The following is a 24,218-nucleotide window of genomic DNA, read 5'->3' on the forward strand; positions in this document are numbered from 1 at the left end:
CGCCCCCTCGGGGGTTCATCCCCAGGGGGTTTCACCCCTTACCTGATCCGGAGCCGGAAGAATGACCGCTTCCTCTGCACCCACCACCGCTGTCGCAGCCACCCTGCCGGAGGCCGGCCGTTCGCTGAAACAGAAGCTGGCCCGCGCCGAGCGCATGAACAAGCTGAAATCGCAGCTGCTGATTCTGCCGCTGGTGCTGTTTATCCTGCTGGTATTCGTGCTGCCCATTACCAGCCTCTTGTTCAAGAGCGTCAACAACCCCGAAGTGGTTGACGCCATGCCGCACACGGTCAAGGCCATTTCCAGCTGGAGCGGCCGCGCCCTGCCGCCCGAAGCGGTATATGCCGCGGCGGCACAAGACATCCAGCAAGCGCATGACGACCAGAAACTGGGCGATCTGGGCAAACGCCTGAATATGGAAGTAGCCGGCTACCGCAGCCTGCTGAACAAAACCGCCCGCGCCCTGCCGATGGACCCGGCCCCGAAATCCTACAAGGAAGCGCTGACCAATCTGGACGAGCGCTGGGGTGACCCGGCCTACTGGCAGGCCATCCGCCGTAACACCAGCACCCAGACCCCGTTCTACCTGCTGGCCGCCATGGACCACCGCGTGGACGACCTGGGCGAAATCAGCCGCTCCTCACCGGACCAGGCCATTTATCTGGACATTTTCACCCGTACCTTCTGGATGAGCCTGGTAGTCACTGCCATCGCCCTGGCCCTGGCTTACCCGCTGGCTTACCTCTTGGTGAACCTGCCCACCCGCACCAGCAACCTGCTGATGATTCTGGTACTGCTGCCGTTCTGGACTTCTGTTCTGGTGCGCGTTGCCGCCTGGATCGTACTGCTGCAATCCGGTGGCCTGATCAACTCCACCATGCAATGGCTGGGCCTGATCGACCACCCGCTGCAACTGGTGTTCAACCGCACCGGCGTGTACATCTCCATGGTGCACATTCTGCTGCCCTTCATGATCCTGCCCATCTACAGCGTGATGAAAGGCATCTCGCCAAGCTATATGAAGGCCGCCATCTCGCTGGGCTGCCACCCGTTTGCCAGCTTCTGGCGCGTGTACTTCCCGCAGACCGTGGCCGGTATCAGTGCCGGTGCGCTGCTGGTGTTCATCCTGTCCATCGGCTACTACATCACCCCGGCGCTGCTGGGCAGCCCGAACGACCAGATGGTGAGCTACTTCGTGGCCTTCTACACCAACACCTCGATCAACTGGGGCATGGCAACCGCACTGGGCGGCCTGCTGCTGGCCGCCACCATGATCCTGTACATCGTTTACAACTGGCTGGTAGGCGCCAAGAGCCTGCGCCTGGGCTAACCCTCACCCTTCACGGAGACATAACCATGCTGAACCCGACCATGTCGCCCATCGAAAAGGTGTGGCACTACGTTCTGCGCATTACCAGCGGCCTGACCCTGTTGTTCCTGATCCTGCCGGTACTGGTGATCATTCCGCTGTCCTTCAATGAAGGCTCTTTCCTGGTGTACCCGCTGACCGGCTTCTCCTTCCGCTGGTATCAGGACCTGTTCAGCGCACCGGAGTGGATCCGCTCCTTGCAAAACAGCATGATCGTGGCCCCGGCCGCCACCGTGCTGGCCATGGTACTGGGCACCCTGGCTTCCATCGGCCTCACCCGTGGCGAGTTCCGTGGCAAGGGCATCATCATGTTCCTGCTGATTTCGCCCATGGTGGTGCCGGTGGTGATTGTCGGTGTGGCCAGCTACCTGTTCTTTGCCCCGCTAGGCATGGACAACAGCTACACCACGCTGATTCTGGAACACGCTGCACTGGGCGTTCCCTTTGTCATCATCACGGTGACTGCCACCCTGCAAGGCTATAACCACAACCTGACCCGTGCGGCAGCCAATCTGGGTGCTTCACCCATCACCACCTTCTTCCGCATCACGCTGCCGCTGATTGCGCCGGGGGTGATTTCCGGTGCACTGTTTGCCTTTGCCACGTCTTTCGACGAAGTGGTGGTGACGCTGTTCCTGGCCGGCCCGGAACAGGCCACCCTGCCGCGCCAGATGTTCAGCGGCATCCGCGAAAACCTGAGTCCCACCATTGCAGCGGCTGCCACCCTGCTGATCGGCTTCTCCATCCTGCTGCTGTTGACGCTGGAATGGTTGCGAGGCCGCAGCGAGCGTCTGCGCACCAGTTAAGTGAACGGCATTTCTTCATCTGCTCCGTGCAGTGCCGACTTTCAGGGCCAATTCTTATTGATTGGCCCTTTTTTTTTAATAATTCCAAAAAAATAAAAAAAAGCCGCCGCGCTTGGTTGCAATCCCTCGTCAGGGGCTTACTATGCAGATATTCTGCGTTTTGCGTGCCATTTCCCGACCGTATTTATGAGAATCATTCTGCTTTCCGGCCTGATCGCGCTCTGTATGCAAGCCCATGCCGCCTCCGGCATCGACAGTGCCTACTGGGAGTATCAGGTCAAACCCGGTGACTCGCTGTGGTCACTGGCCGACCAGCATCTGGCATCCCCCGCCTATGTTCCCCGCCTGCAAAAACTCAATCATATTGCCGACCCGTACCGGCTGACACCCGGCAGCCGTGTCCGCGTGCCGTATCCGTGGGTCAAGCAGCAGCCCTCCAGCGCCCGTATCGAGGAATACTCCGGCGACGTGACAGCGCAAGACAGCAAGAACCAGCCGCTGCCAATCAACAAGGAAACGCGCTATCCCAAGGGCGTGAAGTTCCAGACCGGCAACGACGCCATGCTCAAGCTGCGCTTTGAAGACGGCTCCACCCTGCAAATGGGTGCCAATTCCAGCGCCCAGCTGCAGACCGAAATCTACTACCCCAGCACCGGTTCGGCCAAAACCGAAATCCGCCTGGAAAAAGGCAATGCCGGCAGTTCGGTGATTCCCAACATCCTGATGCCCGGTCGCTACCAGATCCGCACGCCGTCTGCCGTTACTACCGTGCGCGGCACCGAGTTCCGCGTCAGCGCCGAGTCAACCGACAGCACCGCCACCGAAGTGCTGCGCGGCAAGGTGAATGTGGGTGGCCAGCAAGGTGGCAAGGTAGATGTGCAAGCAGGATTCGGCACCACAACCCAGCAAGGCGCCAAACCGACCACGCCGGAAGCACTGCCCGCTGCGCCGGACCTGAGCCCGCTGCCGGCCCAAAGCAGTTTCAATCCGCCGCTGCTGCAGTGGACAGCCGACCAACAGGCCGTGTCCTATCGGGTCAAGATCAACGGTCCGGGCGCTGCAGGTCAGCAGCTGTCCGAGCGCACGGTGAACGGGCCACAGTTTTACCCGGCCTTGCCAGCTAATGGTCAATACCAGCTGGCGGCACGGGCAAGGAATGCCCACGGCCTGGAAGGCTATGACAGCAGCAAAACATTCGAACTCAAGGCCTATCCGACACCCCCCTTGCTGCTGGCAAGCGCCGGCCCGCAAGAAATCCGTGGCCAGACTCTCAGCCTGAACACCACGGCCAGCCCGGAACATCCGGTGCAATGGCAGCTGTCACGCCAGCCCGATTTCAGCCAGATCAGCCAAAGCCTGCTGCTGACCACCACGCAGAGCAAGCTGTCCCTGCCGGATAGCGGTCAATGGTATTGGCGCGTGGCGCATGTGGACGCACGAGGCCAGCCCGGCCCCTACAGCGAGACCCAGTCCGTGCTGGCCAAGAGTTTGTTCTCTTCCCTGAACCAGACGGTGCCCGCCTTGTTGGCACGGCATTATCCAGTGAAGAACGCGCGTTATACTCTCACCCTGCTGGCCCAGGCCGACCGCCAGACCGTGATTTACCGCAACACCACCAATCAGCCGACGTGGCCGCTGTCCCAACTTCCCAAAGGACAGTTCCTGGCACGCCTGGAAATCCATGGTGAGGCGGACTACCACGCCATTGAGGCCAACGAAATCATCCAGATACACTAACCATGCCTGTTGACCCCAGCACGCCGCCTGCCCGCAGGCCGCCATGGCAACAACTGCTCCCGCTACTGGCCGGAGCAGTTGTTTTGCTATTGGTACTCAGCGGGGCACTGCAACGACTGGACAACTGGTTTTATGATGTTGCAATCAGTCAGCGCCCGCTGAGCAAAGCGCCGGACGACCCCATACTGATTGAAGTGGACGACCGCAGCCTGGCGGAAATGGGCAACTGGCCATGGCCGCGCGAGCTGCACGCCCACCTGATCCGCCAGCTGCAATCCGCCCGTGCGATCGGACTGGACATTGCCCTGGCGGAAAGCACACTCAGCAGCAGCAAACCGGACCTGGCACTGGCCCGCGCCATGCGTGACAACGGCAAGGTGGTGAGTCCGGTGTTTCCGGAAAACAGCGGTGGCACACTGACGGAAACCCGCCCACTCCCCCTGTTTGCGGCGGCCTCCAACCGTCTGGGGCATACCGATTTCGAACGTGACAGTGATGGCATTGTGCGTCGTGGCTATTTGCATGCCGGGCTGGGGAGCGCCGACCACCCTGCTTTTGCCCGTGCGGTGCTGGACGTCGCCCAGGGCAAGGCTGGCAGCAATGCTGCCATGCAGGTACATAGCAGTGACGAACCCTGGGTACGCAGCGACGAGATCATGGTGCCTTACGGCAAAGGCGCCGAACCATTCCAGCGACTGTCTTATATCGATGCGCTGGCCAACACCGCCCCGGAACTATTCCGTAACCGCATCGTGTTGATCGGCGTCACTGCCGCCGGGTTGGGCGACATGCATACCACCCCCTTGTCTGCCGGAGCCGGCAGCATGCCCGGGGTGGTGATCAACGCTTATCTGCTGCGTGGCTTGCAGGACGGGAAACTGATCCATCCCCTTACCCTGACCCAGCAAGCCCTGTTCAGCCTGCTGCTGGTCCTGGGGCTGGACTATCTGCTTTCCCCCTGGGGCCGCCGCCGCAATGCTTTGCAGACCTACGCGGCAGCAAGCCTGGTACCCGCCCTGATCAGCATTGCCGGTCTGGCGCTAGCGCAATACTGGTTTGCTCCGGTCAGCAGCATGCTGGTACTGCTGGCCTGCGGTTTTGCCCGCTTCATCGAACGTCAGGCCAGCCTGCAAACGCTGGCCACCACCGATGGCTTGACGCAACTGGCCAACCGTCGTCATTTTGACGAAGTATTCATCCCGGCGATTGATCGTCAGCGCAATGCCAGTCAGCCACTGGCATTCATCCTGCTGGATATTGATCACTTCAAGCTATACAACGACCAGTACGGGCACTATGCGGGGGACATGGTCCTCAAACGGGTAGCGCATGTGCTGCAAGACACGTTCAAGCATAAAGGCATGCTACCGGCCCGTCTGGGTGGGGAAGAGTTCGGCGTGCTGATGCCCGGCACCGGCATGCAGGACGCCGTGGAAGCGGCAGAAACATTCCGCCAGCGGCTGGAAGACCTGGACCTGCCGCACGATGGCAGCCCGCTGCACAAGGTGACATGCAGCATAGGTGTGGCCGCACGCATTCCACAGGCCGACGACACCGCCCAGCGCATTTACGAGGAGGCCGACGGTGCGCTGTATATTGCCAAGCGCTCCGGGCGCAATGTGGTCAGTCCGGCATCCAGCTGACATGCGCCGCCATTGGTAAAAGAACAAAGCCACGATTGTGATCGTGGCTTTGTTTTTGGCCTTCAATCTCGTGCTCAGTCCTGCGGGCAAACCACCTGCCAGTCCTGCTCTGCCACCGGCACATGGCAGGCCAGCCGCCAGCCAGCGGAGACATCCGCCCAGATTTCCTGCGCAGCTTGTGCTGCATCGATCAAACCGGCGCGTAACAGCACATTGCGCTCCTTGCGTGACAAGCTGACCGCGCGTTCCGGACCAGCATGGCGGATGGCCACCTTGCAGGTACCGCAAGTGCCCTGCCCGCAGCGCCAGTGCAATGGCACATCCGCCAGGCGGGCGACATCCAGCAGCAAATCGCCGGGCTGTGCTTCTACCACGGCTATTAGCTGCCCGGCACCATCGACAAAATGCAGGGTCGGCATGTTCAGGCTGAAATGGATAACAGGGCCAGCATGTCGCCGGGCTGTACCTGCTGACCGGCGGCCAGCCGTACCAGGCCATCGGCCCAGGCACAGGAGGTCAGCACACCGGAACCCTGGTTGGGATAACGCTGCAATTGCCACTGTCCATCTTGCTGCACCAGTTTCACCCGCAGGAATTCCTCGCGCTTTGCATCCGGACGCTCCCAGGCAAAGCCTGCAGGATATTGCGCCGCCGGCTGCACCTCGTCCTGCCGCAAACCGGCACACCGCTGCAGATAGGGCTTCACCAGCACCTGATAGGTGACAAAGCCGGAGACAGGATTACCCGGCAAACCAATAAACCCGGCCTGCCCTACCTTGCCACTGGCCAGCGGCTTACCCGGCTTGATGGCAATCTTCCACAAATCCAGACTGCCCTCCGCCTCCACCGCCGCCTTGACGTGATCCTCCTCACCAACCGACACCCCACCGCATGTCATGATGACATCGGCCACAGCAGCGGCATCCTGCAGGATTTCCCGGGTGCGACTGAGTGAATCGGGCACGATGCCAAGATCGGTCACTTCGCAGCCCAGACGCATCAGTTCCGGCACCAGCCAATAACGGTTGGAGTTATAAATCTGTCCCGCTTGCAGCGGCTGGCCCGGCTCGGTCAGCTCATCACCGGTAAAGAACACCGCCACCCGCAAGGGCCGGAACACCGTCAGCGCGGCAACACCAATCGACGCAGCCAGGCCCAGGTCTGCCGCACCCAACAACTGTCCGGCCGACAGCACAGTGGCGCCACTCTTGATATCTTCGCCTGCGCGGCGGATATTCTGGCCCGGCTTCACTGGCTGGCTGAACAGCACCTGGCCATCAGCCTGCAGCTGGGCCATCTCCTGCATCACTACCGCATCGGCTCCTGCCGGGATGGGCGCACCGGTAAAGATGCGCGCCGCCGTTCCTGCTTGCAAAGGCTGTGGCTGGGTACCGGCGGGAATACGCTGCGCTACCGGCAGCGGGCCATTGCCATCTGCACACTGCAGGGCGTAGCCATCCATGGCGCTATTATCCTGCGGCGGCACGTCAAGACCGGCCTGTACCGGCTCGGCCAGAATGCGGCCCATTGCTTGCAACAACGGAAGGGTTTCGGTGGCACGTACGGGCTGGGCACGTTGCAACAACCAGTCGCGGGCCTGATCAACGGTGAGCATTTTGATGTTTTTCCAGTAAGGCAAGAATGAAACGGGCAATAGTGTCGACATCATCCCGCCCGAAGCGGGGTAAAGCGGTGGGTGGCAGCTCTGCTTGACCTGCATCCGTCACCACCGCGAGCACGGCCGGGTCCTGCATGTACAAAGGGGGAGCTCCCAGTGCCGGGTCATAGACTTCCAGCTTGGCAATGGGCTCACGCTTGAAGCCTTCGGCCAATACCAGATCACATGGCCGCAAAGCCGCCACATGCTCGGCCAGTGGTGCATCATTGCCCTGCGGCATGGTTTGCACCAGCAGACGACGCCTGGAACCAGCCAGCAACACCTGACTGGCTCCTGCCTGGCGGTGACGCCAGCTGTCCTTGCCGGGCTGATCCCAGTCCACATCGTGATGAGTATGCTTGATCACGGCGACATCTACCCCTGTCGCACACAGCAGCGGGATGAGTTTTTCCAGCAAGGTGGTTTTGCCACTGCCTGAATAGCCTGCAACGCCCAGCACGAACATGATGGCAGTATCCGACAAAAAAGGATTGGGCCGCATGATAGCATGCAGGCCAATCCCGTTTCTTCCCTCTGATGAACTAGAACTGCTCACTCCTAAGGCATAAGCAGTTCCTTGCCGACTCAAGCCACCGCACGCGCCAATGGCGTGTTTTGGGCTTCTATTTGTTCGAAGCGCTTCCAATCCACAATCATCACCTGACTGAGGCCGCAATCCAGCGCCAGCTGGGCCTCGATTTCCTCCAGTACCTGATGACAATGGATGCTGCCGTTGATCGCCACCTCGGCACGCCGCATGACCGTGTCGTCCGGGGTGACAAACCAGATGCAATAACGACTCATGCTTACCCTCCTCTCTTGCTGGATGCCAGACACTATCAATATCAGTGCAAGCAGCAGCAAACTGCAAGTTTTCGGGCATGTGCGGCATCAAGCAGCCATGCCTTGGTACGGAAAACACGACAATGCAGCCACTTGGGCTTGCCTTCGCCGACCAGAGAAACTAGTTCATGCTCCCAGCAAATTACGCTCGCCCAGCGGATGCCGACCAGCTATCTTGGCTACCGTGCCACCGCGTACCACATAGGGATGGCGGGCAAACACATAGAACATACCGTCCGTTGTGGCGTGCAGCGTGGTGGTGGTGCCGGCGATCGGGTCGATCACATCGGCAATGGCATCGCCTGCTGTCACCACACTGCCCAGTTCGGCCCGCATCACGATCACACCGGCATGCGGGGCGATCAGGGTTTCAGAGCCGGACAGCGGGGTTGCCGGGTATGGCAAGGGTGCAGGTGCGACTGGCTCACCGGCAATCACGCCCCGACCGGTCAGATAATGCAGGATGGCCTGGCTGTCCTGCCCGGCCAGGCGGTAATCGACATCACCTTCACCACGCAGCTCGACGGTGACAGCCACGCTGTCAAACGGCACCGGAAACTGCGGCAAGGCGGCACGGATCCGGGCCCAGGGCAGGAAGATGGCTTCATCAAACGGCATCACGCCATATTCATCAGCCAGTAGCGAAGCCCCGCACTGCAGATGTGCGGCCAGGTCTTCCACCAGCGGCCAATGTTCGCTGTGCGAGTAGATATGCACTTCTCCGGCAAAGTCGCAGTGCAGGTCCAGCACCAGGTCGGCATCCAGCGCCAGCAGGTGCAAGGTCTGCCGCAGGCTTTGCAGTTCGGTGTGTACCGGCGCACCAGCAATGGCTGCACGCAAGGCCTGACGGATGAGGCTGCGATTGGTACCGACATCCTGCGTCAGTTGTTCACGCAGTTGCGGAATGACTTGCGCAGAGGGTTCGCTGTACAGACGGTTGAAGTTTTCCCCGCTGGCCAGATCAAACCGGCCCTGTGGCTGGTAATGCAGCTGCTGGGCCAGACCGATGGGATTGGCTACCGGCACCAGCACGATTTCCGCCTGCAACAGCCCGCGCGCTTCCAGATCGGCAAATTGCTGGCGCAACAGGTGGGCCACCAGCATGCCCGGAATCTCTCCAGCGTGCAGGCTGGCCTGGATATACACCTTGCGCGGCCAGCCGCCACTGCCACCTGTCGGCCCGAAGTGAAAGCTGGTGATGCTGCGCTGGGTGCCCAGACTGGGGGATAGTAACGGGTGGTGTTCGGTACGCATGGATGCTCCTGTAGCAGATAAGGCAGGCGGCTTGGCCAGATGGCACAGAACACCACAGCAAAGCACAGACTTCAAGCAAAACCTGCGTCAGGCACACCAGCCCACTGGTTTCAGTCAGGGAGCAGCACGTGTCGCAGCTGCAGCCACTGCGTCAGTTTCTGCTCAAAGGGCATGGTATGGGCGGGACTGGAGGATGGCAGGGTCAATAGCCGCAACAAGCTGGCATCGCCAAGCAGCTGTTTGCTGCCGATGCGCGCTGCCGTTGCGCCATTGAAGGCAAGTGCCTGTAACTGTGGCAGGTCCTTGCACAAGGTGGTGAGGTCGTTGTGACTGGCTGCGCGAATGGCCGTATCCAGACTGCCCTGCCGCTGCGCCTGGGCCACCACATCCCACAGGCCGACACCGCGCGCTTGCAGGCAAGCGAGGCGCTGGGCATAGGGCAATGCCATCAGGGGTTGTTGCAGTACCTGTTCCAGCAAGCGCCAGAACTGATTGCGCGGATGGGCGTAGTACTGCGCTGCTTGTAGCGAGGCATCACCGGGCAGCGAGCCCAGAATCAGCAGTCGGGTGCGTGCATCCACCACTGGGGGAAAGCAGGTTTTGGCCAGTTCAGTCATGGGCTTAGCGCCTAGAACAACTGGCCTTGCTGACGTGCCAGCCAGGCTTTGACCGGGCCAAAGGATTTGCGATGCTCGGCCAGCGCACCATGCTGCTCCAGCGCTGCCAGGTGTTCGGCGGTGGGATAGCCCTTGTGGCGGGCAAAGCCGTATTGCGGGTGCAAGGCATCCAGCGCAATCAGTTCGGCATCCCGCGCCGTCTTGGCAAGAATGGAGGCCGCAGAAATGGCCTGCACCTTGGCATCGCCCTTGACGATGGCTTCGGCAGGCAGCGTAATCTGCTTGGGTACGCGGTTACCGTCAATCAACACCTTGTCGGGTGTCACCGCAAGCCCGGCCACCGCGCGGCTCATGGCCAGCATGGTGGCTTGCAGGATGTTGATCTTGTCGATTTCCTCGACGCTGGCGCTGGCAATGCACCAGGCCAGGGCATCCTGTTTGATTTGCACCGCCAGCGCATCGCGCCGCGCTTCGCTCAGCACTTTAGAGTCTGCCAGCCCGGCAATGGGGCGAGCCGGGTCCAGAATGACCGCAGCGGCAAATACCGCACCGGCCAAGGGACCACGACCGGCCTCGTCCACACCGGCCATCAGCTCGGTGCTCATGCTGGGTCCGCCTGACATCCGGCTTCCTGCAATACCGCCGTGGCGGCCAGTCCGGCCGTATCAGCCAACAGTGACTGATGCAGATCGGTAAACGTCTGCACCATCTCGGCCCGGGCATCCTTGTCTTCGTACAGCCGCTTCACTTCCGCCGTCAGTTTTTCTACTGTGGCGTCCTTTTGCAGCAGTTCCGGCACCACAAAGCGCCCGCACAGGATATTGGGCAAGCCAACGTAAGGCAGCTTGATCTTGCGCTTCACCAGCAGGTAGGTTAGCCAGGACAGCTTGTAGCTGATCACCATCGGACGCTTGGTGAGTGCCACTTCCAGCGTGGCGGTGCCGCTGGTGACCAGCACCACATCGCTGGCAATCATTGCCATCTGGGCATGACCAAACAGCTTGCGCAGCGGCAAGTCCCAGGCCTTGTGACGGGTTAGCAACTGCTCGAACTGATCCATGGTGGCGCGGGTAGCCAGCGGCACCAGGAAGGTGGCGTCCGGATAATCGCGCAACAGTTCACGGGCCACTTCGATATATAGCGGCGCCATGAATTCCAGCTCGCTTTTGCGGCTGCCCGGCATCAGGGTGAAAATGGGCCCTTGACGTGGCAAACCCAGCTGCTCGCGCATAGCCAGCTGATCCGGCACCAGCGGTATAACGCTGGCCAGCGGATGGCCGACAAAATCCGCCCGTACCTTGGCCTGCTGATACAAGGCTGGTTCCATCGGAAACAGGCACAGCACACGATTGACCGCACGGCCTATCTTGTAGATGCGCTCCAGCCGCCATGCCCATACCGACGGACTGACGTAATGGATGGTGGCAATGCCCTGCTTCTTCAGCGCGGCTTCCAGCGCCAGATTGAAGTCCGGCGCATCCACGCCAATAAAGACATCCGGCTTTTCAGCCAGCAGTCTGTCACGTAGGGTGCGGCGGATACGCAGCAGTTCCGGCAGGCGCTTGAGCACTTCGGCATAACCCATCACTGCCAGCCGGCTTTGTGGCGCGTGGCTGACAAAACCCCGCGCTTCCATGCGCGGGCCACCGATACCGGCAAATTCGATATCGGCGTGTCTTGCCTGCAAGGCTTCCATCAGGTGGGCCGCCAGCAGGTCGCCGGAGGCCTCGCCAGCCACCATGGCCACCTTGAGCGCGCCTTTACGCTTGAACAAGGGTTCAGACATGGTTAGCGGATGATGCCTCGCTCGGACTGGGCAAAGAAGCGGGTGAACGGCTCCAGCTCGACATGGCCTTGCTGCGCTTCTGCCAGGATGGCTTCCTTGGCGGCGTCATACTGCAAACCTTGACGGTACAAGGCCTTGTAGGCATTGCGCACCCGGCGGATTTGCTCCGGGGTGAAGCCACGACGCTTCAGGCCTTCGGCATTGATGCCGGCAGGCACCGCGCGGTTGCCGTGCGCCATGACATAAGGTGGCACATCCTGCGCCACCGCGCTGGCAAAAGCCGTCATGGCGTGATCGCCGATAATGGCAAACTGGTGCACGCTGGTGAAACCACCCAGAATCACCCAGTCACCAATATGCACATGGCCGCCCAGCGTAGCGTTATTGGCAAAAATGGTGTTATTGCCGATCTGGCAGTCATGGCCCAGATGCACGTAGGCCATGATCCAGTTGTTGTTGCCCAGACGGGTCACACCCACATCCTGCGCCGTACCGATATTGAAAGTACAGAATTCACGAATGGTGTTGTTGTCGCCGATTTCCAGACGGGTGGGCTCACCGGCGTATTTCTTGTCCTGCGGAATGGCACCCAGCGAGCTGAACTGGAAAATGCGGTTGTTCTTGCCAATGCTGGTATGGCCTTCAATCACCACATGCGGACCAACCCAGGTACCGCTATCGATGGATACATCAGGGCCAATGATGGAATACGCACCAATTTCCACATCAGCGGCAATCTTTGCCTTGGGATCGACAATCGCTGTCGGATGAATGGCCATGCTCAGACCTCGCGTTTGGCACACATGATTTCGGCTTCACAAGCCACCTGACCATCCACCAGCGCACGGGCATTGTATTTGCCGATGCCACGCTTCACGGTGATTTGCTCTACTTCGAAGATCAGCTGGTCGCCCGGCACGACCTGGCGCTTGAAGCGGGCCTTGTCGATGCCGACAAAGAAGTACAGCTCGTTTTCCGCGCGCTCGCCCTGGCTCTTGATCGCCAGGATGCCGGCAGCCTGTGCCAGCGCTTCGATGATCAGCACACCCGGCATGACCGGGTATTGCTCGAAGTGGCCGCAAAAGAAGGGTTCGTTGATGGTGACGTTCTTCAGCGCCTTGATGCGGGTGTCCGGCACCATTTCGGTCACACGATCCACCAGCAAGAAGGGATAGCGGTGCGGCAGGCACTTCATGATTTCACGTACATCAATGTTTACGGCGTGTTCAGTCATTTGTATTGTCCTTGTTTTCTTTCAGCATGCCGATCTCGCGTTCGAGTTGTTTTATCCGCTTGGCGAGATCGTCCAGATGTCTTACATGAACGGCATTACCCAGCCATTCCTTCATGGTTTGCAGCGGGTAGGACGAAGCATAGGTATCTGGCTGGCGAATGGACTTCGACACCAACGTACCGCCTCCGATATGCGTTTTGTCAGCCACTTCGATGTGGCCGACAAACATGGCAGCCCCGCCCACCGTGCAATACGCACCGATAGTGGTACTGCCGGCAATGCCGACACAACCGGCGATGGCGGTATGCTCGCCAATCTGCACGTTGTGGGCAATCTGCACCAGATTGTCGATCTTGGCACCGCGCCGGATGATGGTATCTGCCAGTGCGCCACGGTCGATGGTGCTGTTGGCCCCTACTTCGACGTCATCTTCCAGAATGGCACGGCCGGTTTGCGGAATCTTGAACCACTGATCCTTGGCCCATGCCAGACCGAAGCCATCCGCTCCGATCACGCTACCCGAATGCACTGCTACGCGATTGCCCAGCACACAGCCATGGTAAATCGTGACATTGGGATAAAGCACCACGTCATCGCCCAATACCGTACCAGCCCCGATTACCACACCGGGGTGCAGGATACAGCGTTCGCCAATCACCGCACCGGCCCCGATGCTGACGTGTTCGCGTACTTCGCTGCTGGCAGCAATGACAGCGCCCTCGCCGATCACCGCACTGGCATGGATGCCGGGCTGCGGCTGTGCGGGCGGGTGGAACAAGGTTGCCACCTTGGCAAAATACAGATAGGGGTCATCCACCACAATCCAGGAGCGTGCTGGGTCCAGCTCTGCTTCCAGCTTGGGTGAAACAATCACCGCGCCGGCGGCACATCCGTCCAGCTGCTTGCGGTATTTGGGATTGGACAGAAAGGTAATATCGCTTGCACTTGCCACATCCAGTGGTGCCAGGCGTTCGACCGTGCGGTCTTCGCCCTTGAGCACACCACCCAGGCTGGCCACGATATGAGAAAGTGTGTACGCCATCAAAAATGAAAGCCGACCCCGGGTCGGCTTCTCCCGTAACAGTTAGGCAGGATTATTTTTCCAGTTCCTTCAGCACCTTACCGGTCAGGTCGTACTTAGGATTGACATAAACCACATCCTGCAGGATCAGGTCGTATTGTTCGCGATCAGCAATCTGGCGCAACACCCGGTTGGCGCGCTCCTGCACCGAGGCAAACTCTTCGTTGCGACGCTGGTTGAAGTCTTCCGACAACTCGCGGGCCTTGGCCTGATAGTCGCGATCCAGTCCTGCGTATTCGCGCTCGTAGCGTTTGCGGTCGTCAATGGACAGCGTGCTCTTGGCCAGCAGGCCTTCCAGCTCCTTGGCACGCTTTTCCATTTTTTTCAGTTCGGCACGACGGTCGGCGAATTCCTTGTCCAGTTTCTTCTGGATGGCAATCGCCGGAGCCGCCTCGCGGTATACCCGCTCGATATTGACGAATCCCAGCTTGAAGTCTGCGGCCGAGGCCTGCAGGCTGACCATGGCCAGCCCGGCAATCAAGCACTTGAAAGTTGATTTCATGTTCAGGCCTCTTTCGGTTTAGAAGACGGTACCCAGCTGGAACTGGAAGCTTTGATACTTGTCGCCTTCCTTCTTGCGCAGGGCTTTGGCCAGACTGAACTTCATCGGACCCAGCGGGGACAGCCAGGTCACGGCCGCACCGGTGGAGTAACGCAGTTCGCTGCTCGGGGTGCTACCACTGACGGTGCTGTCCCAAACCGTACCGGAGTCAAAGAATACACTGGCACGGACCGACTTGTTGTCCTTCATCCCCGGGAAGGGGAACAGGATTTCCGCGTTGGCCACTGCCTTGCGTGTACCGCCCAGATAGTCGCCAGTGCTGGCATCCTTCGGGCCCAGACTATTGGTATCGTAACCACGCACCGAACCCAGACCACCCAGGTAGAAGTTCTGGAAGAACGGCAAGGTGGAAGTCTTGCCATAGCCGTTGGCATAACCAACTTCACCGTTCAGCATCAAGGTGAAGGTTTTGGACAGCGGGAAGAACCACTGCTGCGAGTGCGTCAGACGGTACCATTCAAGGTCGCCGCCCGGCAGGGCTGCATCGGCTTGTACCTTGATGTTGGCACCACGTGTCGGCCACAGCGAGCTGTCACGGGTATCACGCCCCCAGCCGGCGGTACCAATCAGTGAAAGGTTACGACTGCCGTACTTGTTGACGAAGTCCAGATAACGCGTGGGACTGTCGCTCCAGGTACCCACCGTGGTCTGCTCCAGCCCCAAGCTGAAGTTGATACGGTCGGTTTCCGTCACCGGCACACCAAAGCGCATGGCGGCACCATCGGTGGAGGTCTTGTAGTGTGTAGTGCTGGAGGACGAGCTGTTATACGGCTTGTAAACGCGGTGGTACAGGTCGTAACCCAGGCTTACGCCATCGGCAGTGAAGTACGGATCGGTAAACGACAGTGTGGCAGACTTATTGACCGAGCCATTGGAAATACCGAAGGACATGTATTTGCCCGAGCCGAAAATATTGCTCTGCGAAATACTGGCCGACAGCTGAATGCCCTCGCCTTGCACAAAGCCCACCCCGGCGGAAATGCTACCGGTGGCGCGCTCCTTCAGGGAGATGTTCATGTCCACCTGATCAGGCGCATCCGCCACAGCCGGGGTTTCCACGTTCACATCTTCAAAGTAGCCCAGCAGCTCGACACGGTCCTTGCTGCGCTTCACATTGGCCGCATTGTAAACCGAGCCTTCCAGCTGGCGCAGTTCGCGGCGCACCACTTCGTCGCGGGTTTTGGTGTTACCGGCAATGTTGACGCGGCGTACATAGGTCTTGCGACCCGGGTCCACGAAGAAAGTAAAGCCCACTTGCTGCTTGTCGCGGTTGATGTCCGGCAAGGCATTGACGTTGGCAAAGGCATAGCCTTCATTGCCCAGACGGTCACTCAGCGCCTTCACGCTGTCGGTCACCTTTTCATTGTCGAACACGGTGCCGGGCTTGACGGTAATCAGCTTGCGCAGCTCGGCTTCCGGCACCTTCAGATCACCGGCCAGCTTGATGTCGGCAACGGTAAACTTGCTGCCTTCATTGATGTTCAGCGTCAGGAACATTTGCTGCTTGTCGGCGCTGATGGATACCTGGGTGGATTCGATATTGAATTCCAGATAGCCCTGGTTCTGGTAAAAGGCCTTGAGCTTCTCCAGATCGCCAGTCAGCTTTTGCTTGGAGTACTGGTTGTCCTTGGTGATCCAGGAGAGCCAGCCACCAGTAGTAAGGGTCATTTCATCCAGCAGCTTATCCTGACTGAATGCCTTGTTGCCGACAAAATGAATGTCCTTGATCTGGGCTGTCACCCCTTCGGTGATGTCCAGGGTAACCGCCACACGGTTACGCTCCAGCTTGGTGACCTGCGGAGTGATTTCCACCGCATACTTGCCACGGCTGTAATACTGACGCTTCAGTTCCTGCACTGCGCCGTCCAGCAGGGCCTGGTCAAAAATGCGGGATTCGGCAAAGCCGTTATCCTTCAGGGCCTTTTTGAGCTGATCCTTGCTGAATTCTTTGGCACCATTGATGTTCAGCTGGGTAATTACCGGTCGCTCGGCAACAGCAACAATCACCACGCCATCACGCGACTCCACGCGTACATCATCAAAGAAGCCGGTGGCAAACAGGCTCTTGATGGACTCACGTGCTTTCTCGTCATTGAATGTATCGCCCACCTTGACCGGCAGGTAGTTGAAGACCGTACCGGCTTCGGTACGTTGCAGGCCTTCAACCCGGATATCCTTGATCACGAACGGATCCGCAGCCCAAACAGCTGTTGCCGTAGTCATGCCCAGCACAGCGGCCGCGAGTAATTTCAATTTCATAGGTTTGTTTTAACCCCCAAAAAGGCGGCTGATGTCGTTCAGCACGGCAAACAGCATCAGCGACGCCAGCAGGATGAATCCGATCTTCTGTCCAAACAATTGCGCACGCTCGCTCAGCGGGCGGCCTTTGACCAGCTCCGCGACATAATACATTAAGTGCCCGCCATCCAGCACAGGTATCGGCAACAGATTAAGCACCCCGATGCTGACACTGATCAGCGCAAGAAATTCCAGGTAGGGACTCCAGCCTTCGCGCGCAGTCTGCCCGGCAATGCTGGCGATGGTCAGCGGGCCGGACAGATTATCCAGCGAGGCCTGGCCAATCACCATACGCACCAGAAACTTCAGACTCATCCACGCAGTGTCAGTCATCTTGTGCCAGGCTTCCACACCAGCTTCAGCAACGCCAGGCTTGTGGGTGAATGCCAGCTGTTTCATCCAGGCAGCATCCACGAGCGGTGCCGCGCCGATACGGCCTATCATCACATCGCCATCGGCCACGGTAGCAGGACGCAGCTTGATGTCCAGCGGCTTGCCATCACGCTGAATGCGGATCAGCAATTCCTTGCCCGGGCTCTCATGCACCAGACGCACCCAGGCGTCCCAGCTGGCCAGGGGCTTGCCATCCACGGCAATCAGTTTGTCCCCGGTTTTCAGGCCGGCTCGCGCGGCCACGCCCCCTTCTTCCAGACCGCCGATGGCGGGCAGGTAGCGCATGGGCATGAAACCGGGATTACCCTGCTCCAGGGCTTTGAGGGTATCTTCATCCGCCTGGGCCGGGTCGATACTGCGCAGCAATGTAGCCGACTGGGCCGTCTTCACCTGCACGCGCAGCGGCACATCACCGCTACCGACGGCATCCACCAGCGCCAGTCGCAGCGCTTGCCAGTCATCCACTTTTTGCCCATTGACCGACAGCACTCGATCTCCAGGCTGAAAACCGGCAGTAGCGGCCAGACTGGGGGTGATGACCGTACCGATTTGCGGCAGCAACTGCGTGACGCCACCCGCGATGACAATCCAGTAAAACAGTACGGCCAGCACCAGATTAGCCAGCGGACCAGCCGCTACAATCGCCATGCGCTTGTAAACCGACTGGGTATTGAAAGCCAGATGACGCTCTTCCGGCGCGACATCCATTTCGCGCTCATCCAGCATGCGTACATAACCGCCCAGCGGAATGGGGCTGATGGCCCACTCAGTATCGCCGCGACGGAAGGTATAGAGCGGCGCGCCAAAGCCTACCGAGAAACGCAGGACTTTCACTCCGCACAGACGCGCCACCCAGTAGTGGCCCAGTTCGTGAAAAGTGACCAGTACACCAATGGCCGCCAGGAATGCCAGGAATGTCAGCATGAACCCACCTTGTTCATGGCAAAGCGACGCGCTTCGCCATCCTTGTCCAGCAAGGCAGCCAGCGAGGTGCTGGGTGACAGGCTGACACCCGCCAGCGTGGCGTGCACCACGGCGGCAATATCGACAAAGCGCAAGCGCCCTTCCAGGAAGGCCGCCACCGCCACTTCATTGGCTGCATTGAGCACCGCAGGGGCATCGCCACCGCTGCGCAGGGAATCGAACGCCAGGCCCAGACAGGGGAAGCGATGCAGATCCGGCTGTTCGAAAGTCAGGCTGCCCATGCTGAAAAAGTCCAGCGAGCTGACACCGGCTTCGATACGTTCTGGCCAGGCCAGTGCGCAGGCAATCGGGGTACGCATGTCAGGCGAGCCCAGTTGGGCCATCACCGAACCATCACGGTACTGCACCATGGAATGAATCACGCTTTGCGGATGCACCACCACGTCAATCTGCTCGGGCGGGGCCGAAAACAGCCAGTGCGCCTCGATCACTTCCAGCCCCTTGTTCATCAGGCTGGCCGAATCCACGGAAATCTTGCGCCCCATCACCCAGTTAGGGTGACGGCAGGCGTCTTCCACCGTGACGTGCAACAAGGCTTCGGCACTGTGCTGGCGGAAGGGGCCGCCCGAGGCGGTAAGGATGATCTTGCGGATGCCGGAGGCTTCCAGATTGCCGGCATAGTCATGCGGCAAGGACTGGAAGATGGCACTGTGCTCGCTATCCACCGGCAACAAGGTGGCACCATGTTCGCGCACGGCCTCCATGAACAGGCGACCTGCCACCACCAGGGATTCCTTGTTGGCCAGCAGTATCTTCTTGCCCGCGCGCGCCGCCGCCATGGCGGATGGCAAACCGGCAGCTCCCACGATGGCGGCCATCACCACATCCACTTCGGGCAGGCTGGCCACATGCTCCAGCGCAGCCGCGCCATGCAGTACTTCGGTAGCCAGGCCCTGCGCATGCAAGCGGCCTTGCAAGTCATTGGCAGATGCGGCATCCGCCACGACAACATAAAGGGGAGAAAAACGGCAGGCCTGCTCAAACAGACGGTCGACCTGATGATGACCCGTGAGCGCCACCACACGGTAGCGCTCGGGATGACGGGCAACCACATCCAGCGTATTGACGCCGATACTGCCGGTTGCCCCAAGAACTGCAATGCCTTGAGGTTTCATGAGATGTGCTTACAGCCCGCCCAGCACGCGCAGCGCATTGCTGACTGCCAGAACGGCAATGAGACTATCGATTCGGTCATAAACGCCGCCATGACCGGGCAGCAGCTTGCTGCTGTCCTTGATGCCTGAGGCACGTTTGAACCAGGATTCCAGCAAATCGCCACAGACACTGACAGCGGTCAAGGGCAAGGCCAGCAATACCAGCGCCCATACCGGCAGACCAACGGAAATCCAGCCCAGCCGGCTGACAATGACCACATAAACAGCCACACCCACCAGTGCGCCGTACACGCCTTCCCAGCTTTTGCCGGGACTGATGGAAGGTGCCAGCTTGCGCTTGCCGAAGGCCTTGCCGGAGAAATAAGCGGCGACATCCGCCACCCACACCAGGCCCATCACGGCCAGTAAGGTCAGCGCATGGCTGGCATCAGCCTGCGGTCGCCACTCCAGAAAGCCATACCAGGCCGGCAGCATCAGCACCCAGCCGAGCACGGCTGCCACGCCGGAGGATTTCACCGCCCAGCGGCGGGCCAGCCACAGCGGCATGACCAGCAACCAGAAGACAAGTGCAAGCACATGTGCAGCCTGCGGCATATGCCAGCCCCGCCCCCAGGAGACAGCGGCAAACGCCGTGCTCAAGGCCAGATACGCCCACTTGGCCATGCCGCGCAAGGGCGTCATGCGGGCATATTCCCACAGGGCCAACAGGATGATCAGCCAGGAAAACGCGGCCCAGCCATCCGCCGGAAACAGGAACAATGCCGCCAGCATCAGCGGCAGCAACACCAGAGCAGTCAGTATGCGGGTCTTGAGCATGAGGGGTCAGTTTCTGCGCTGCTGTTCGGGCAGCTGCTCGCTGGTGCGGCCAAAACGGCGCTCGCGCGAGCGGTAGGAGTCCAGTGCCTGATCCAGCGCAGCCCGGTTGAAATCCGGCCACAGCAGATCAGTGAAATACAACTCGGAATAAGCCAGCTGCCACAACAGGAAATTGCTGATGCGCTGCTCACCGCCGGTGCGGATGAACAGATCCGGCTCCGGTGCCCAGTGAGTGGACAAACGGGAAGCCAGGTTTTCTTCAGTGATTTCACTGACGCCATCGGCAATCAGGCCGTTGACTGCATTGAGCACGTCCCAGCGGCCACCATAGTCTGCAGCAATGCTGAGCACCAGCCCGTCATTACCTGCCGTTTTGTCTTCAGCTGCCTGGATGCGCTCGGCGAGCGCCGGACTGAAGCGCTCGCGCGTACCCAACACCCGCAGACGGATATTGTTGGCATGCAGCTTGCTCACTTCGTTTTCCAGCGCGCGGATGAACAGGTCCATCAGGAAGCTCACCTCGTCCGGCGGACGACGCCAGTTTTCGGTGGAGAAGGCAAACAGCGTCAGGTACTCCACCCCCATTTCCTTGCAGGTGGTGACAATTTCACGGACAGTGTCCAGGCCCTTCTTGTGCCCTGCCACCCGCGGCAGGAAACGCTTCTTGGCCCAGCGGCCATTGCCATCCATGATGATGGCGATATGCCGGGGTACGCAGCGCACCTCCGGCACGTCCTTGGTGGAGCTTCCAAACAAGGCTATTTCCTTTATACCGCCATCAGGTCCGCTTCTTTGGCCGCCAGCGCCTTGTCGATCTCGGCGATGTACTTGTCGGTCATTTTCTGGATGTCGTCCTGACCGCGGCGTTCGTCATCCTCGGTAATGGCCTTGTCCTTGATCAGGTTCTTGAATTCATTATTGGCATCGCGACGAATATTGCGTACAGCAACGCGCGCGCCTTCAGCCTCGCTACGCACCACCTTGATCAGGTCACGGCGACGCTCTTCGGTCAGCATCGGCATCGGCACGCGAATGATGTCGCCCATGGACGCCGGATTCAGGCCCAGATCGGAATCGCGAATGGCTTTTTCGATCTTGGCCACCATATTCTTTTCCCATGCCTGTACGCCAATGGTGCGGGCATCAATCAGGCTGACATTGGCCACCTGGTTTACCGGCACGTCGCTACCGTAGTAGTCGACCATGACATGATCAAGAATGCCGGTATGGGCGCGACCCGTACGTACTTTGGTCAGGTCGGTCTTGAACGCCTCTAGAGACTTGGTCATCTTCTGCTCGGCGGATTTCTTGACTTCATTAATCATGCTTGCTCCAAAAATCGGTACTTTGAAAAACAAGGCGGAAAGCGGCTTCCAGCCGTTTCCGCCCCTTGGTATTCATCAAGCTCAGCAGTGTACCAGCGTGCCTTCATCTTCGCCAAGCACTACGCGCTTGAGCGCACCTTGCTTGAAGATGCTGAACACCTTGATGTTCAGGTGCTGGTCGCGGCACAGCGCGAAGGCGGTGGCATCCATCACCTTCAGGTTGCGGCCGATGGCTTCATCAAAGGTCAGGGTCTGGTAACGCACAGCATCCGGATTTTTCTTCGGATCGTCGGTATACACGCCATCTACCTTGGTGGCTTTCAGCATGATGTCGACATTCATTTCCATGCCGCGCAGTGCTGCTGCGGTATCCGTGGTGAAAAAGGGGTTGCCGGTGCCGGCACCAAAAATCACCACCTTGCCCTCTTCCAGGTATTGCATGGCCTTGCCGCGTACATAGGGCTCGGCAATTTGCTGCATGGTAAGGGCGGACTGCACACGCGCCACCACGCCAACCTTCCCCATGGCATCCTTCAGCGCCAGCGCATTCATCACGGTGGCCATCATGCCCATGTAGTCGGCCGTAGCACGATCCATGCCGCTGGCAGCACTGGATACGCCGCGGAAGATGTTGCCACCACCAATCACGATACCAACCTGTACGCCCAGCTCTACCACTTCCTTGATCTGACCGACAATCTGCTCGATGGTCGAGCGGTTGATGCCGTAGTTATCGTCGCCCATCAGGGCCTCACCGGACAGCTTGAGCAGAATGCGTTTATAGGAAGGAGCTTGGCTCATGGTAACCTCGAGTTGGGTGTGTTTGGGGCATTCAGTTTGCAAAACGGCACCCTGCAGGCAGGGTGCCGTTCGATCATACAGTCTTGTCAGACTTACAGCTTGGCAGCAGCAGCCACTTCAGCAGCATAGTCTACAACCTTCTTCTCGATACCTTCGCCAACAACAAACATGGCGAATGCGTTTACGGAAGCAGATTTTTCAGCCAGCAGCTTTTCTACAGTCACGTCCGGGTTCTTGACGAAAGGCTGACCAACCAGGGTCACTTCGGCCAGGAACTTGTTGACGCGGCCTTCAACCATCTTGGCGACGATATCGGCCGGCTTGCCGGATTCGGCAGCCTGAGCGGTGTAGATCTTGCGCTCTTGTTCCAGGGTTTCGGCCGGAACCTGATCCTTGGATACACAGATCGGCTTGGAAGCAGCGATGTGCATGGCGATGTCACGACCCAGCGCTTCGTCACCCTTCAGGTCAACGATAACGCCGATCTTGGCACCGTGCAGGTAGGTGGCGATGGTACCGGTGGTTTCGTAACGAACGAAACGACGGATAGTCATGTTTTCGCCCAGCTTGGCGATGGCAGCCTTGCGAATGTCTTCAACGGACTGGCCGTCGATCACAACAGCGGACAGGGCTTCAACATCAGCCGGGTTGGCAGTGGCAGCAGCTTGTGCAGCGGCATTGGCCAGCGCAACGAAAGTCGGGTCTTTGGCAACAAAGTCGGTTTCACAGTTCACTTCAACCAGGGCACCAACGCCGCCGGCAACGTAAGAACCGATGATACCTTCGGCAGCCAGACGGCCAGCCATCTTGGAAGCCTTGTTACCGGACTTGATGCGCAGGATTTCTTCAGCCTTGGCAGCGTCGCCTTCGGCTTCAACCAGAGCTTTCTTGCATTCCATCATGCCCAGGCCAGTAGCAGCGCGCAGATCCGAAACCATTTTTGCGGTGATTTCCGCCATTTGTAACTCCTGTATTCGATATGTAAGGGTAGTCAGGTCTCAAAAAAGGGGCTTGCGCCCCTCTTTCGAGTCTGCTTACTCAGCCTGGGCCGATTCAGCGGCGGCCACGACTTCCTGCAGCGACTGGGCGCGGCCTTCCAGTACGGCGTCGGCGATGCCGCGAGCGTACAGGCGGATGGCACGGCTGGAGTCGTCGTTACCCGGAACCACGTAGTCGATGCCATCCGGCGAGTTGTTGGTATCAACAACGCCGATTACCGGAATACCCAGTTTCTTGGCTTCAACGATGGTACCTTTCTGGTAGCCAGTGTCGATAACGAAGATGGCATCCGGCAGGCCCTTCATATCCTTGATACCGCCCAGCGAGCGTTCCAGCTTGTCAACTTCGCGTTGCAGGTCCAACAGTTCTTTCTTGTTGTAACCGGTATCAGCGCCTTCCAGAATGGCACGCTTCTCTTCAAGACGCTTGATGGACTGCTTCACGGTCTTGTAGTTGGTCAGCATGCCGCCGAGCCAGCGGTGATCAACAAACGGCATGCCAGCACGGGCAGCTTCTTCACGGACGATCTCACGCGCCTGACGCTTGGTACCAACAAACATTACGGTACCCTTGTTGGCAGCCAGACGACGCACATATTCCTGGGCGCTGATGAACAGCGGAAGAGTCTTTTCCAGGTTGATGATGTGGATCTTGTTGCGGCTGCCAAAGATGTACTGAGCCATCTTCGGGTTCCAGAAACGGGTTTGGTGGCCGAAGTGAACACCGGCCTCAAGCATTTGACGCATGGTAACGTTGGTGGACATGCAAAAACTCCTTAAAGGGTTAAGCCTCCATCCGCGCAGACAACCGTCGCTTTGCATTGACGGCACCCTTTGGCGCGGATGTGCGTAGTGTTTCCCCTGCCCAATGCAGAGGACGCAGGATTCTAGCACCGTAC

The 24,218-nt window shown here is 59.3% G+C and carries 25 protein-coding genes; 4 read left to right on the forward strand and 21 right to left on the reverse strand.

The window, feature by feature from the left end; genetic code table 11:
- The first annotated feature begins 61 nt into the window (after positions 1 to 61).
- From HWX34_RS18480 to HWX34_RS18495, 4 genes are all read left to right on the forward strand, one after another.
- The gene (locus tag HWX34_RS18480) at positions 62 to 1,330 is read left to right on the forward strand and encodes an ABC transporter permease (RefSeq protein ID WP_178973644.1); all 1,269 of its coding nucleotides are present in this window, start codon (positions 62 to 64) and stop codon (positions 1,328 to 1,330) included.
- A 26-nt stretch (positions 1,331 to 1,356) separates the two neighbouring features.
- Positions 1,357 to 2,175 carry an ABC transporter permease gene (locus tag HWX34_RS18485; RefSeq protein WP_045845016.1) on the forward strand — a complete coding sequence of 273 codons (819 nt, stop codon included), beginning with the start codon at positions 1,357 to 1,359 and terminating at the stop codon, positions 2,173 to 2,175.
- Between the two features lie 186 nt (positions 2,176 to 2,361).
- On the forward strand, positions 2,362 to 3,912 hold the full coding sequence (locus HWX34_RS18490; protein ID WP_178973645.1) for a FecR domain-containing protein: 1,551 nt from the start codon (positions 2,362 to 2,364) through the stop codon (positions 3,910 to 3,912).
- A 2-nt stretch (positions 3,913 to 3,914) separates the two neighbouring features.
- Positions 3,915 to 5,555: a CHASE2 domain-containing protein gene (locus tag HWX34_RS18495; RefSeq protein WP_178973646.1), complete on the forward strand. Its 1,641-nt coding sequence runs from the start codon at positions 3,915 to 3,917 to the stop codon at positions 5,553 to 5,555.
- A 74-nt stretch (positions 5,556 to 5,629) separates the two neighbouring features.
- Here HWX34_RS18495 and HWX34_RS18500 read toward each other — a convergent pair whose 3' ends face one another.
- From HWX34_RS18500 to rpsB, 21 genes are all read right to left on the reverse strand, one after another.
- Complete coding sequence (locus HWX34_RS18500) at positions 5,630 to 5,974, reverse strand: 2Fe-2S iron-sulfur cluster-binding protein (protein WP_178973647.1); 345 nt, start codon at positions 5,972 to 5,974, stop codon at positions 5,630 to 5,632.
- A gap of 2 nt (positions 5,975 to 5,976) precedes the next feature.
- Positions 5,977 to 7,170: a gephyrin-like molybdotransferase Glp gene (glp, locus tag HWX34_RS18505; RefSeq protein WP_178973648.1), complete on the reverse strand. Its 1,194-nt coding sequence runs from the start codon at positions 7,168 to 7,170 to the stop codon at positions 5,977 to 5,979.
- Positions 7,157 to 7,714: a molybdopterin-guanine dinucleotide biosynthesis protein B gene (gene mobB, locus HWX34_RS18510; RefSeq protein ID WP_255497481.1), complete on the reverse strand. Its 558-nt coding sequence runs from the start codon at positions 7,712 to 7,714 to the stop codon at positions 7,157 to 7,159. The genes glp and mobB overlap by 14 nt, the downstream gene beginning before the upstream one ends.
- A gap of 83 nt (positions 7,715 to 7,797) precedes the next feature.
- The gene (locus tag HWX34_RS18515; protein ID WP_178973649.1) at positions 7,798 to 8,016 is read right to left on the reverse strand and encodes a hypothetical protein; all 219 of its coding nucleotides are present in this window, start codon (positions 8,014 to 8,016) and stop codon (positions 7,798 to 7,800) included.
- 165 nt (positions 8,017 to 8,181) lie between these two features.
- Positions 8,182 to 9,309 carry a succinylglutamate desuccinylase/aspartoacylase family protein gene (locus HWX34_RS18520; protein ID WP_178973650.1) on the reverse strand — a complete coding sequence of 376 codons (1,128 nt, stop codon included), beginning with the start codon at positions 9,307 to 9,309 and terminating at the stop codon, positions 8,182 to 8,184.
- A gap of 110 nt (positions 9,310 to 9,419) precedes the next feature.
- A complete protein-coding gene (locus HWX34_RS18525; protein WP_178973651.1) occupies positions 9,420 to 9,926 on the reverse strand; it encodes a DNA-deoxyinosine glycosylase in 507 nt (168 codons plus the stop codon).
- A gap of 11 nt (positions 9,927 to 9,937) precedes the next feature.
- The gene (rnhB, locus tag HWX34_RS18530) at positions 9,938 to 10,531 is read right to left on the reverse strand and encodes a ribonuclease HII (RefSeq protein WP_178973652.1); all 594 of its coding nucleotides are present in this window, start codon (positions 10,529 to 10,531) and stop codon (positions 9,938 to 9,940) included.
- Positions 10,528 to 11,712, reverse strand: a complete 1,185-nt coding sequence (gene lpxB, locus HWX34_RS18535; RefSeq protein WP_178973653.1) for a lipid-A-disaccharide synthase — start codon at positions 11,710 to 11,712, stop codon at positions 10,528 to 10,530. Before lpxB ends, rnhB begins: the two co-directional genes overlap by 4 nt.
- Before the next feature lie 2 nt (positions 11,713 to 11,714).
- Complete coding sequence (gene lpxA, locus HWX34_RS18540) at positions 11,715 to 12,491, reverse strand: acyl-ACP--UDP-N-acetylglucosamine O-acyltransferase (RefSeq protein ID WP_178973654.1); 777 nt, start codon at positions 12,489 to 12,491, stop codon at positions 11,715 to 11,717.
- Positions 12,492 to 12,493: 2 nt separating this feature from the next.
- Positions 12,494 to 12,946: a 3-hydroxyacyl-ACP dehydratase FabZ gene (fabZ, locus tag HWX34_RS18545; protein WP_045845007.1), complete on the reverse strand. Its 453-nt coding sequence runs from the start codon at positions 12,944 to 12,946 to the stop codon at positions 12,494 to 12,496.
- Entirely contained in the window at positions 12,939 to 13,988 is a 1,050-nt protein-coding gene (gene lpxD / locus HWX34_RS18550) for a UDP-3-O-(3-hydroxymyristoyl)glucosamine N-acyltransferase (protein WP_178973655.1), read from the reverse strand. Before lpxD ends, fabZ begins: the two co-directional genes overlap by 8 nt.
- A gap of 52 nt (positions 13,989 to 14,040) precedes the next feature.
- Positions 14,041 to 14,529 carry an OmpH family outer membrane protein gene (locus HWX34_RS18555; protein WP_178973656.1) on the reverse strand — a complete coding sequence of 163 codons (489 nt, stop codon included), beginning with the start codon at positions 14,527 to 14,529 and terminating at the stop codon, positions 14,041 to 14,043.
- Between the two features lie 18 nt (positions 14,530 to 14,547).
- The gene (gene bamA / locus HWX34_RS18560; protein ID WP_178973657.1) at positions 14,548 to 16,848 is read right to left on the reverse strand and encodes an outer membrane protein assembly factor BamA; all 2,301 of its coding nucleotides are present in this window, start codon (positions 16,846 to 16,848) and stop codon (positions 14,548 to 14,550) included.
- Positions 16,849 to 16,857: 9 nt separating this feature from the next.
- Positions 16,858 to 18,204 (reverse strand): RIP metalloprotease RseP, encoded by a 1,347-nt coding sequence (gene rseP / locus HWX34_RS18565; protein WP_178973658.1) that lies wholly within the window; start codon positions 18,202 to 18,204, stop codon positions 16,858 to 16,860.
- Positions 18,198 to 19,379 (reverse strand): 1-deoxy-D-xylulose-5-phosphate reductoisomerase, encoded by a 1,182-nt coding sequence (gene ispC / locus HWX34_RS18570; RefSeq protein WP_178973659.1) that lies wholly within the window; start codon positions 19,377 to 19,379, stop codon positions 18,198 to 18,200. The genes rseP and ispC overlap by 7 nt, the downstream gene beginning before the upstream one ends.
- A 9-nt stretch (positions 19,380 to 19,388) precedes the next feature.
- On the reverse strand, positions 19,389 to 20,195 hold the full coding sequence (locus HWX34_RS18575) for a phosphatidate cytidylyltransferase (protein ID WP_178973660.1): 807 nt from the start codon (positions 20,193 to 20,195) through the stop codon (positions 19,389 to 19,391).
- A gap of 6 nt (positions 20,196 to 20,201) precedes the next feature.
- Entirely contained in the window at positions 20,202 to 20,951 is a 750-nt protein-coding gene (locus HWX34_RS18580) for an isoprenyl transferase (protein WP_178973661.1), read from the reverse strand.
- An 11-nt stretch (positions 20,952 to 20,962) separates the two neighbouring features.
- The gene (gene frr / locus HWX34_RS18585; RefSeq protein ID WP_045845049.1) at positions 20,963 to 21,520 is read right to left on the reverse strand and encodes a ribosome recycling factor; all 558 of its coding nucleotides are present in this window, start codon (positions 21,518 to 21,520) and stop codon (positions 20,963 to 20,965) included.
- A gap of 81 nt (positions 21,521 to 21,601) precedes the next feature.
- Positions 21,602 to 22,321: a UMP kinase gene (pyrH, locus tag HWX34_RS18590; RefSeq protein ID WP_045844999.1), complete on the reverse strand. Its 720-nt coding sequence runs from the start codon at positions 22,319 to 22,321 to the stop codon at positions 21,602 to 21,604.
- Between the two features lie 92 nt (positions 22,322 to 22,413).
- On the reverse strand, positions 22,414 to 23,280 hold the full coding sequence (tsf, locus tag HWX34_RS18595; RefSeq protein WP_045844998.1) for a translation elongation factor Ts: 867 nt from the start codon (positions 23,278 to 23,280) through the stop codon (positions 22,414 to 22,416).
- 75 nt (positions 23,281 to 23,355) lie between these two features.
- Complete coding sequence (gene rpsB / locus HWX34_RS18600) at positions 23,356 to 24,084, reverse strand: 30S ribosomal protein S2 (RefSeq protein WP_178973662.1); 729 nt, start codon at positions 24,082 to 24,084, stop codon at positions 23,356 to 23,358.
- Positions 24,085 to 24,218: the final 134 nt, after the last annotated feature.

The organism is Aquitalea sp. LB_tupeE (assembly GCF_013391415.1).
Classification (GTDB): domain Bacteria; phylum Pseudomonadota; class Gammaproteobacteria; order Burkholderiales; family Chromobacteriaceae; genus Aquitalea.

What these genes read in the sequence shown, in the direction of transcription:
- bamA (WP_178973657.1), bottom strand. Translation starts at nt 16,848, where the DNA reads ATGAAATTGAAATTACTCGCGGCCGCTGTGCTGGGCATGACTACGGCA.
- ispC (WP_178973659.1), bottom strand. Translation starts at nt 19,379, where the DNA reads ATGAAACCTCAAGGCATTGCAGTTCTTGGGGCAACCGGCAGTATCGGC.
- HWX34_RS18555 (WP_178973656.1), bottom strand. Translation starts at nt 14,529, where the DNA reads ATGAAATCAACTTTCAAGTGCTTGATTGCCGGGCTGGCCATGGTCAGC.
- HWX34_RS18495 (WP_178973646.1), top strand. Translation starts at nt 3,915, where the DNA reads ATGCCTGTTGACCCCAGCACGCCGCCTGCCCGCAGGCCGCCATGGCAA.
- HWX34_RS18485 (WP_045845016.1), top strand. Translation starts at nt 1,357, where the DNA reads ATGCTGAACCCGACCATGTCGCCCATCGAAAAGGTGTGGCACTACGTT.
- pyrH (WP_045844999.1), bottom strand. Translation starts at nt 22,321, where the DNA reads ATGAGCCAAGCTCCTTCCTATAAACGCATTCTGCTCAAGCTGTCCGGT.
- rseP (WP_178973658.1), bottom strand. Translation starts at nt 18,204, where the DNA reads ATGCTGACATTCCTGGCATTCCTGGCGGCCATTGGTGTACTGGTCACT.
- HWX34_RS18500 (WP_178973647.1), bottom strand. Translation starts at nt 5,974, where the DNA reads ATGCCGACCCTGCATTTTGTCGATGGTGCCGGGCAGCTAATAGCCGTG.
- HWX34_RS18480 (WP_178973644.1), top strand. Translation starts at nt 62, where the DNA reads ATGACCGCTTCCTCTGCACCCACCACCGCTGTCGCAGCCACCCTGCCG.
- HWX34_RS18520 (WP_178973650.1), bottom strand. Translation starts at nt 9,309, where the DNA reads ATGCGTACCGAACACCACCCGTTACTATCCCCCAGTCTGGGCACCCAG.
- fabZ (WP_045845007.1), bottom strand. Translation starts at nt 12,946, where the DNA reads ATGACTGAACACGCCGTAAACATTGATGTACGTGAAATCATGAAGTGC.
- lpxD (WP_178973655.1), bottom strand. Translation starts at nt 13,988, where the DNA reads ATGGCGTACACACTTTCTCATATCGTGGCCAGCCTGGGTGGTGTGCTC.
- rnhB (WP_178973652.1), bottom strand. Translation starts at nt 10,531, where the DNA reads ATGAGCACCGAGCTGATGGCCGGTGTGGACGAGGCCGGTCGTGGTCCC.
- HWX34_RS18525 (WP_178973651.1), bottom strand. Translation starts at nt 9,926, where the DNA reads ATGACTGAACTGGCCAAAACCTGCTTTCCCCCAGTGGTGGATGCACGC.
- frr (WP_045845049.1), bottom strand. Translation starts at nt 21,520, where the DNA reads ATGATTAATGAAGTCAAGAAATCCGCCGAGCAGAAGATGACCAAGTCT.
- mobB (WP_255497481.1), bottom strand. Translation starts at nt 7,714, where the DNA reads ATGCGGCCCAATCCTTTTTTGTCGGATACTGCCATCATGTTCGTGCTG.
- glp (WP_178973648.1), bottom strand. Translation starts at nt 7,170, where the DNA reads ATGCTCACCGTTGATCAGGCCCGCGACTGGTTGTTGCAACGTGCCCAG.
- lpxA (WP_178973654.1), bottom strand. Translation starts at nt 12,491, where the DNA reads ATGGCCATTCATCCGACAGCGATTGTCGATCCCAAGGCAAAGATTGCC.
- HWX34_RS18490 (WP_178973645.1), top strand. Translation starts at nt 2,362, where the DNA reads ATGAGAATCATTCTGCTTTCCGGCCTGATCGCGCTCTGTATGCAAGCC.
- HWX34_RS18515 (WP_178973649.1), bottom strand. Translation starts at nt 8,016, where the DNA reads ATGAGTCGTTATTGCATCTGGTTTGTCACCCCGGACGACACGGTCATG.
- tsf (WP_045844998.1), bottom strand. Translation starts at nt 23,280, where the DNA reads ATGGCGGAAATCACCGCAAAAATGGTTTCGGATCTGCGCGCTGCTACT.
- lpxB (WP_178973653.1), bottom strand. Translation starts at nt 11,712, where the DNA reads ATGTCTGAACCCTTGTTCAAGCGTAAAGGCGCGCTCAAGGTGGCCATG.
- rpsB (WP_178973662.1), bottom strand. Translation starts at nt 24,084, where the DNA reads ATGTCCACCAACGTTACCATGCGTCAAATGCTTGAGGCCGGTGTTCAC.
- HWX34_RS18575 (WP_178973660.1), bottom strand. Translation starts at nt 20,195, where the DNA reads ATGCTCAAGACCCGCATACTGACTGCTCTGGTGTTGCTGCCGCTGATG.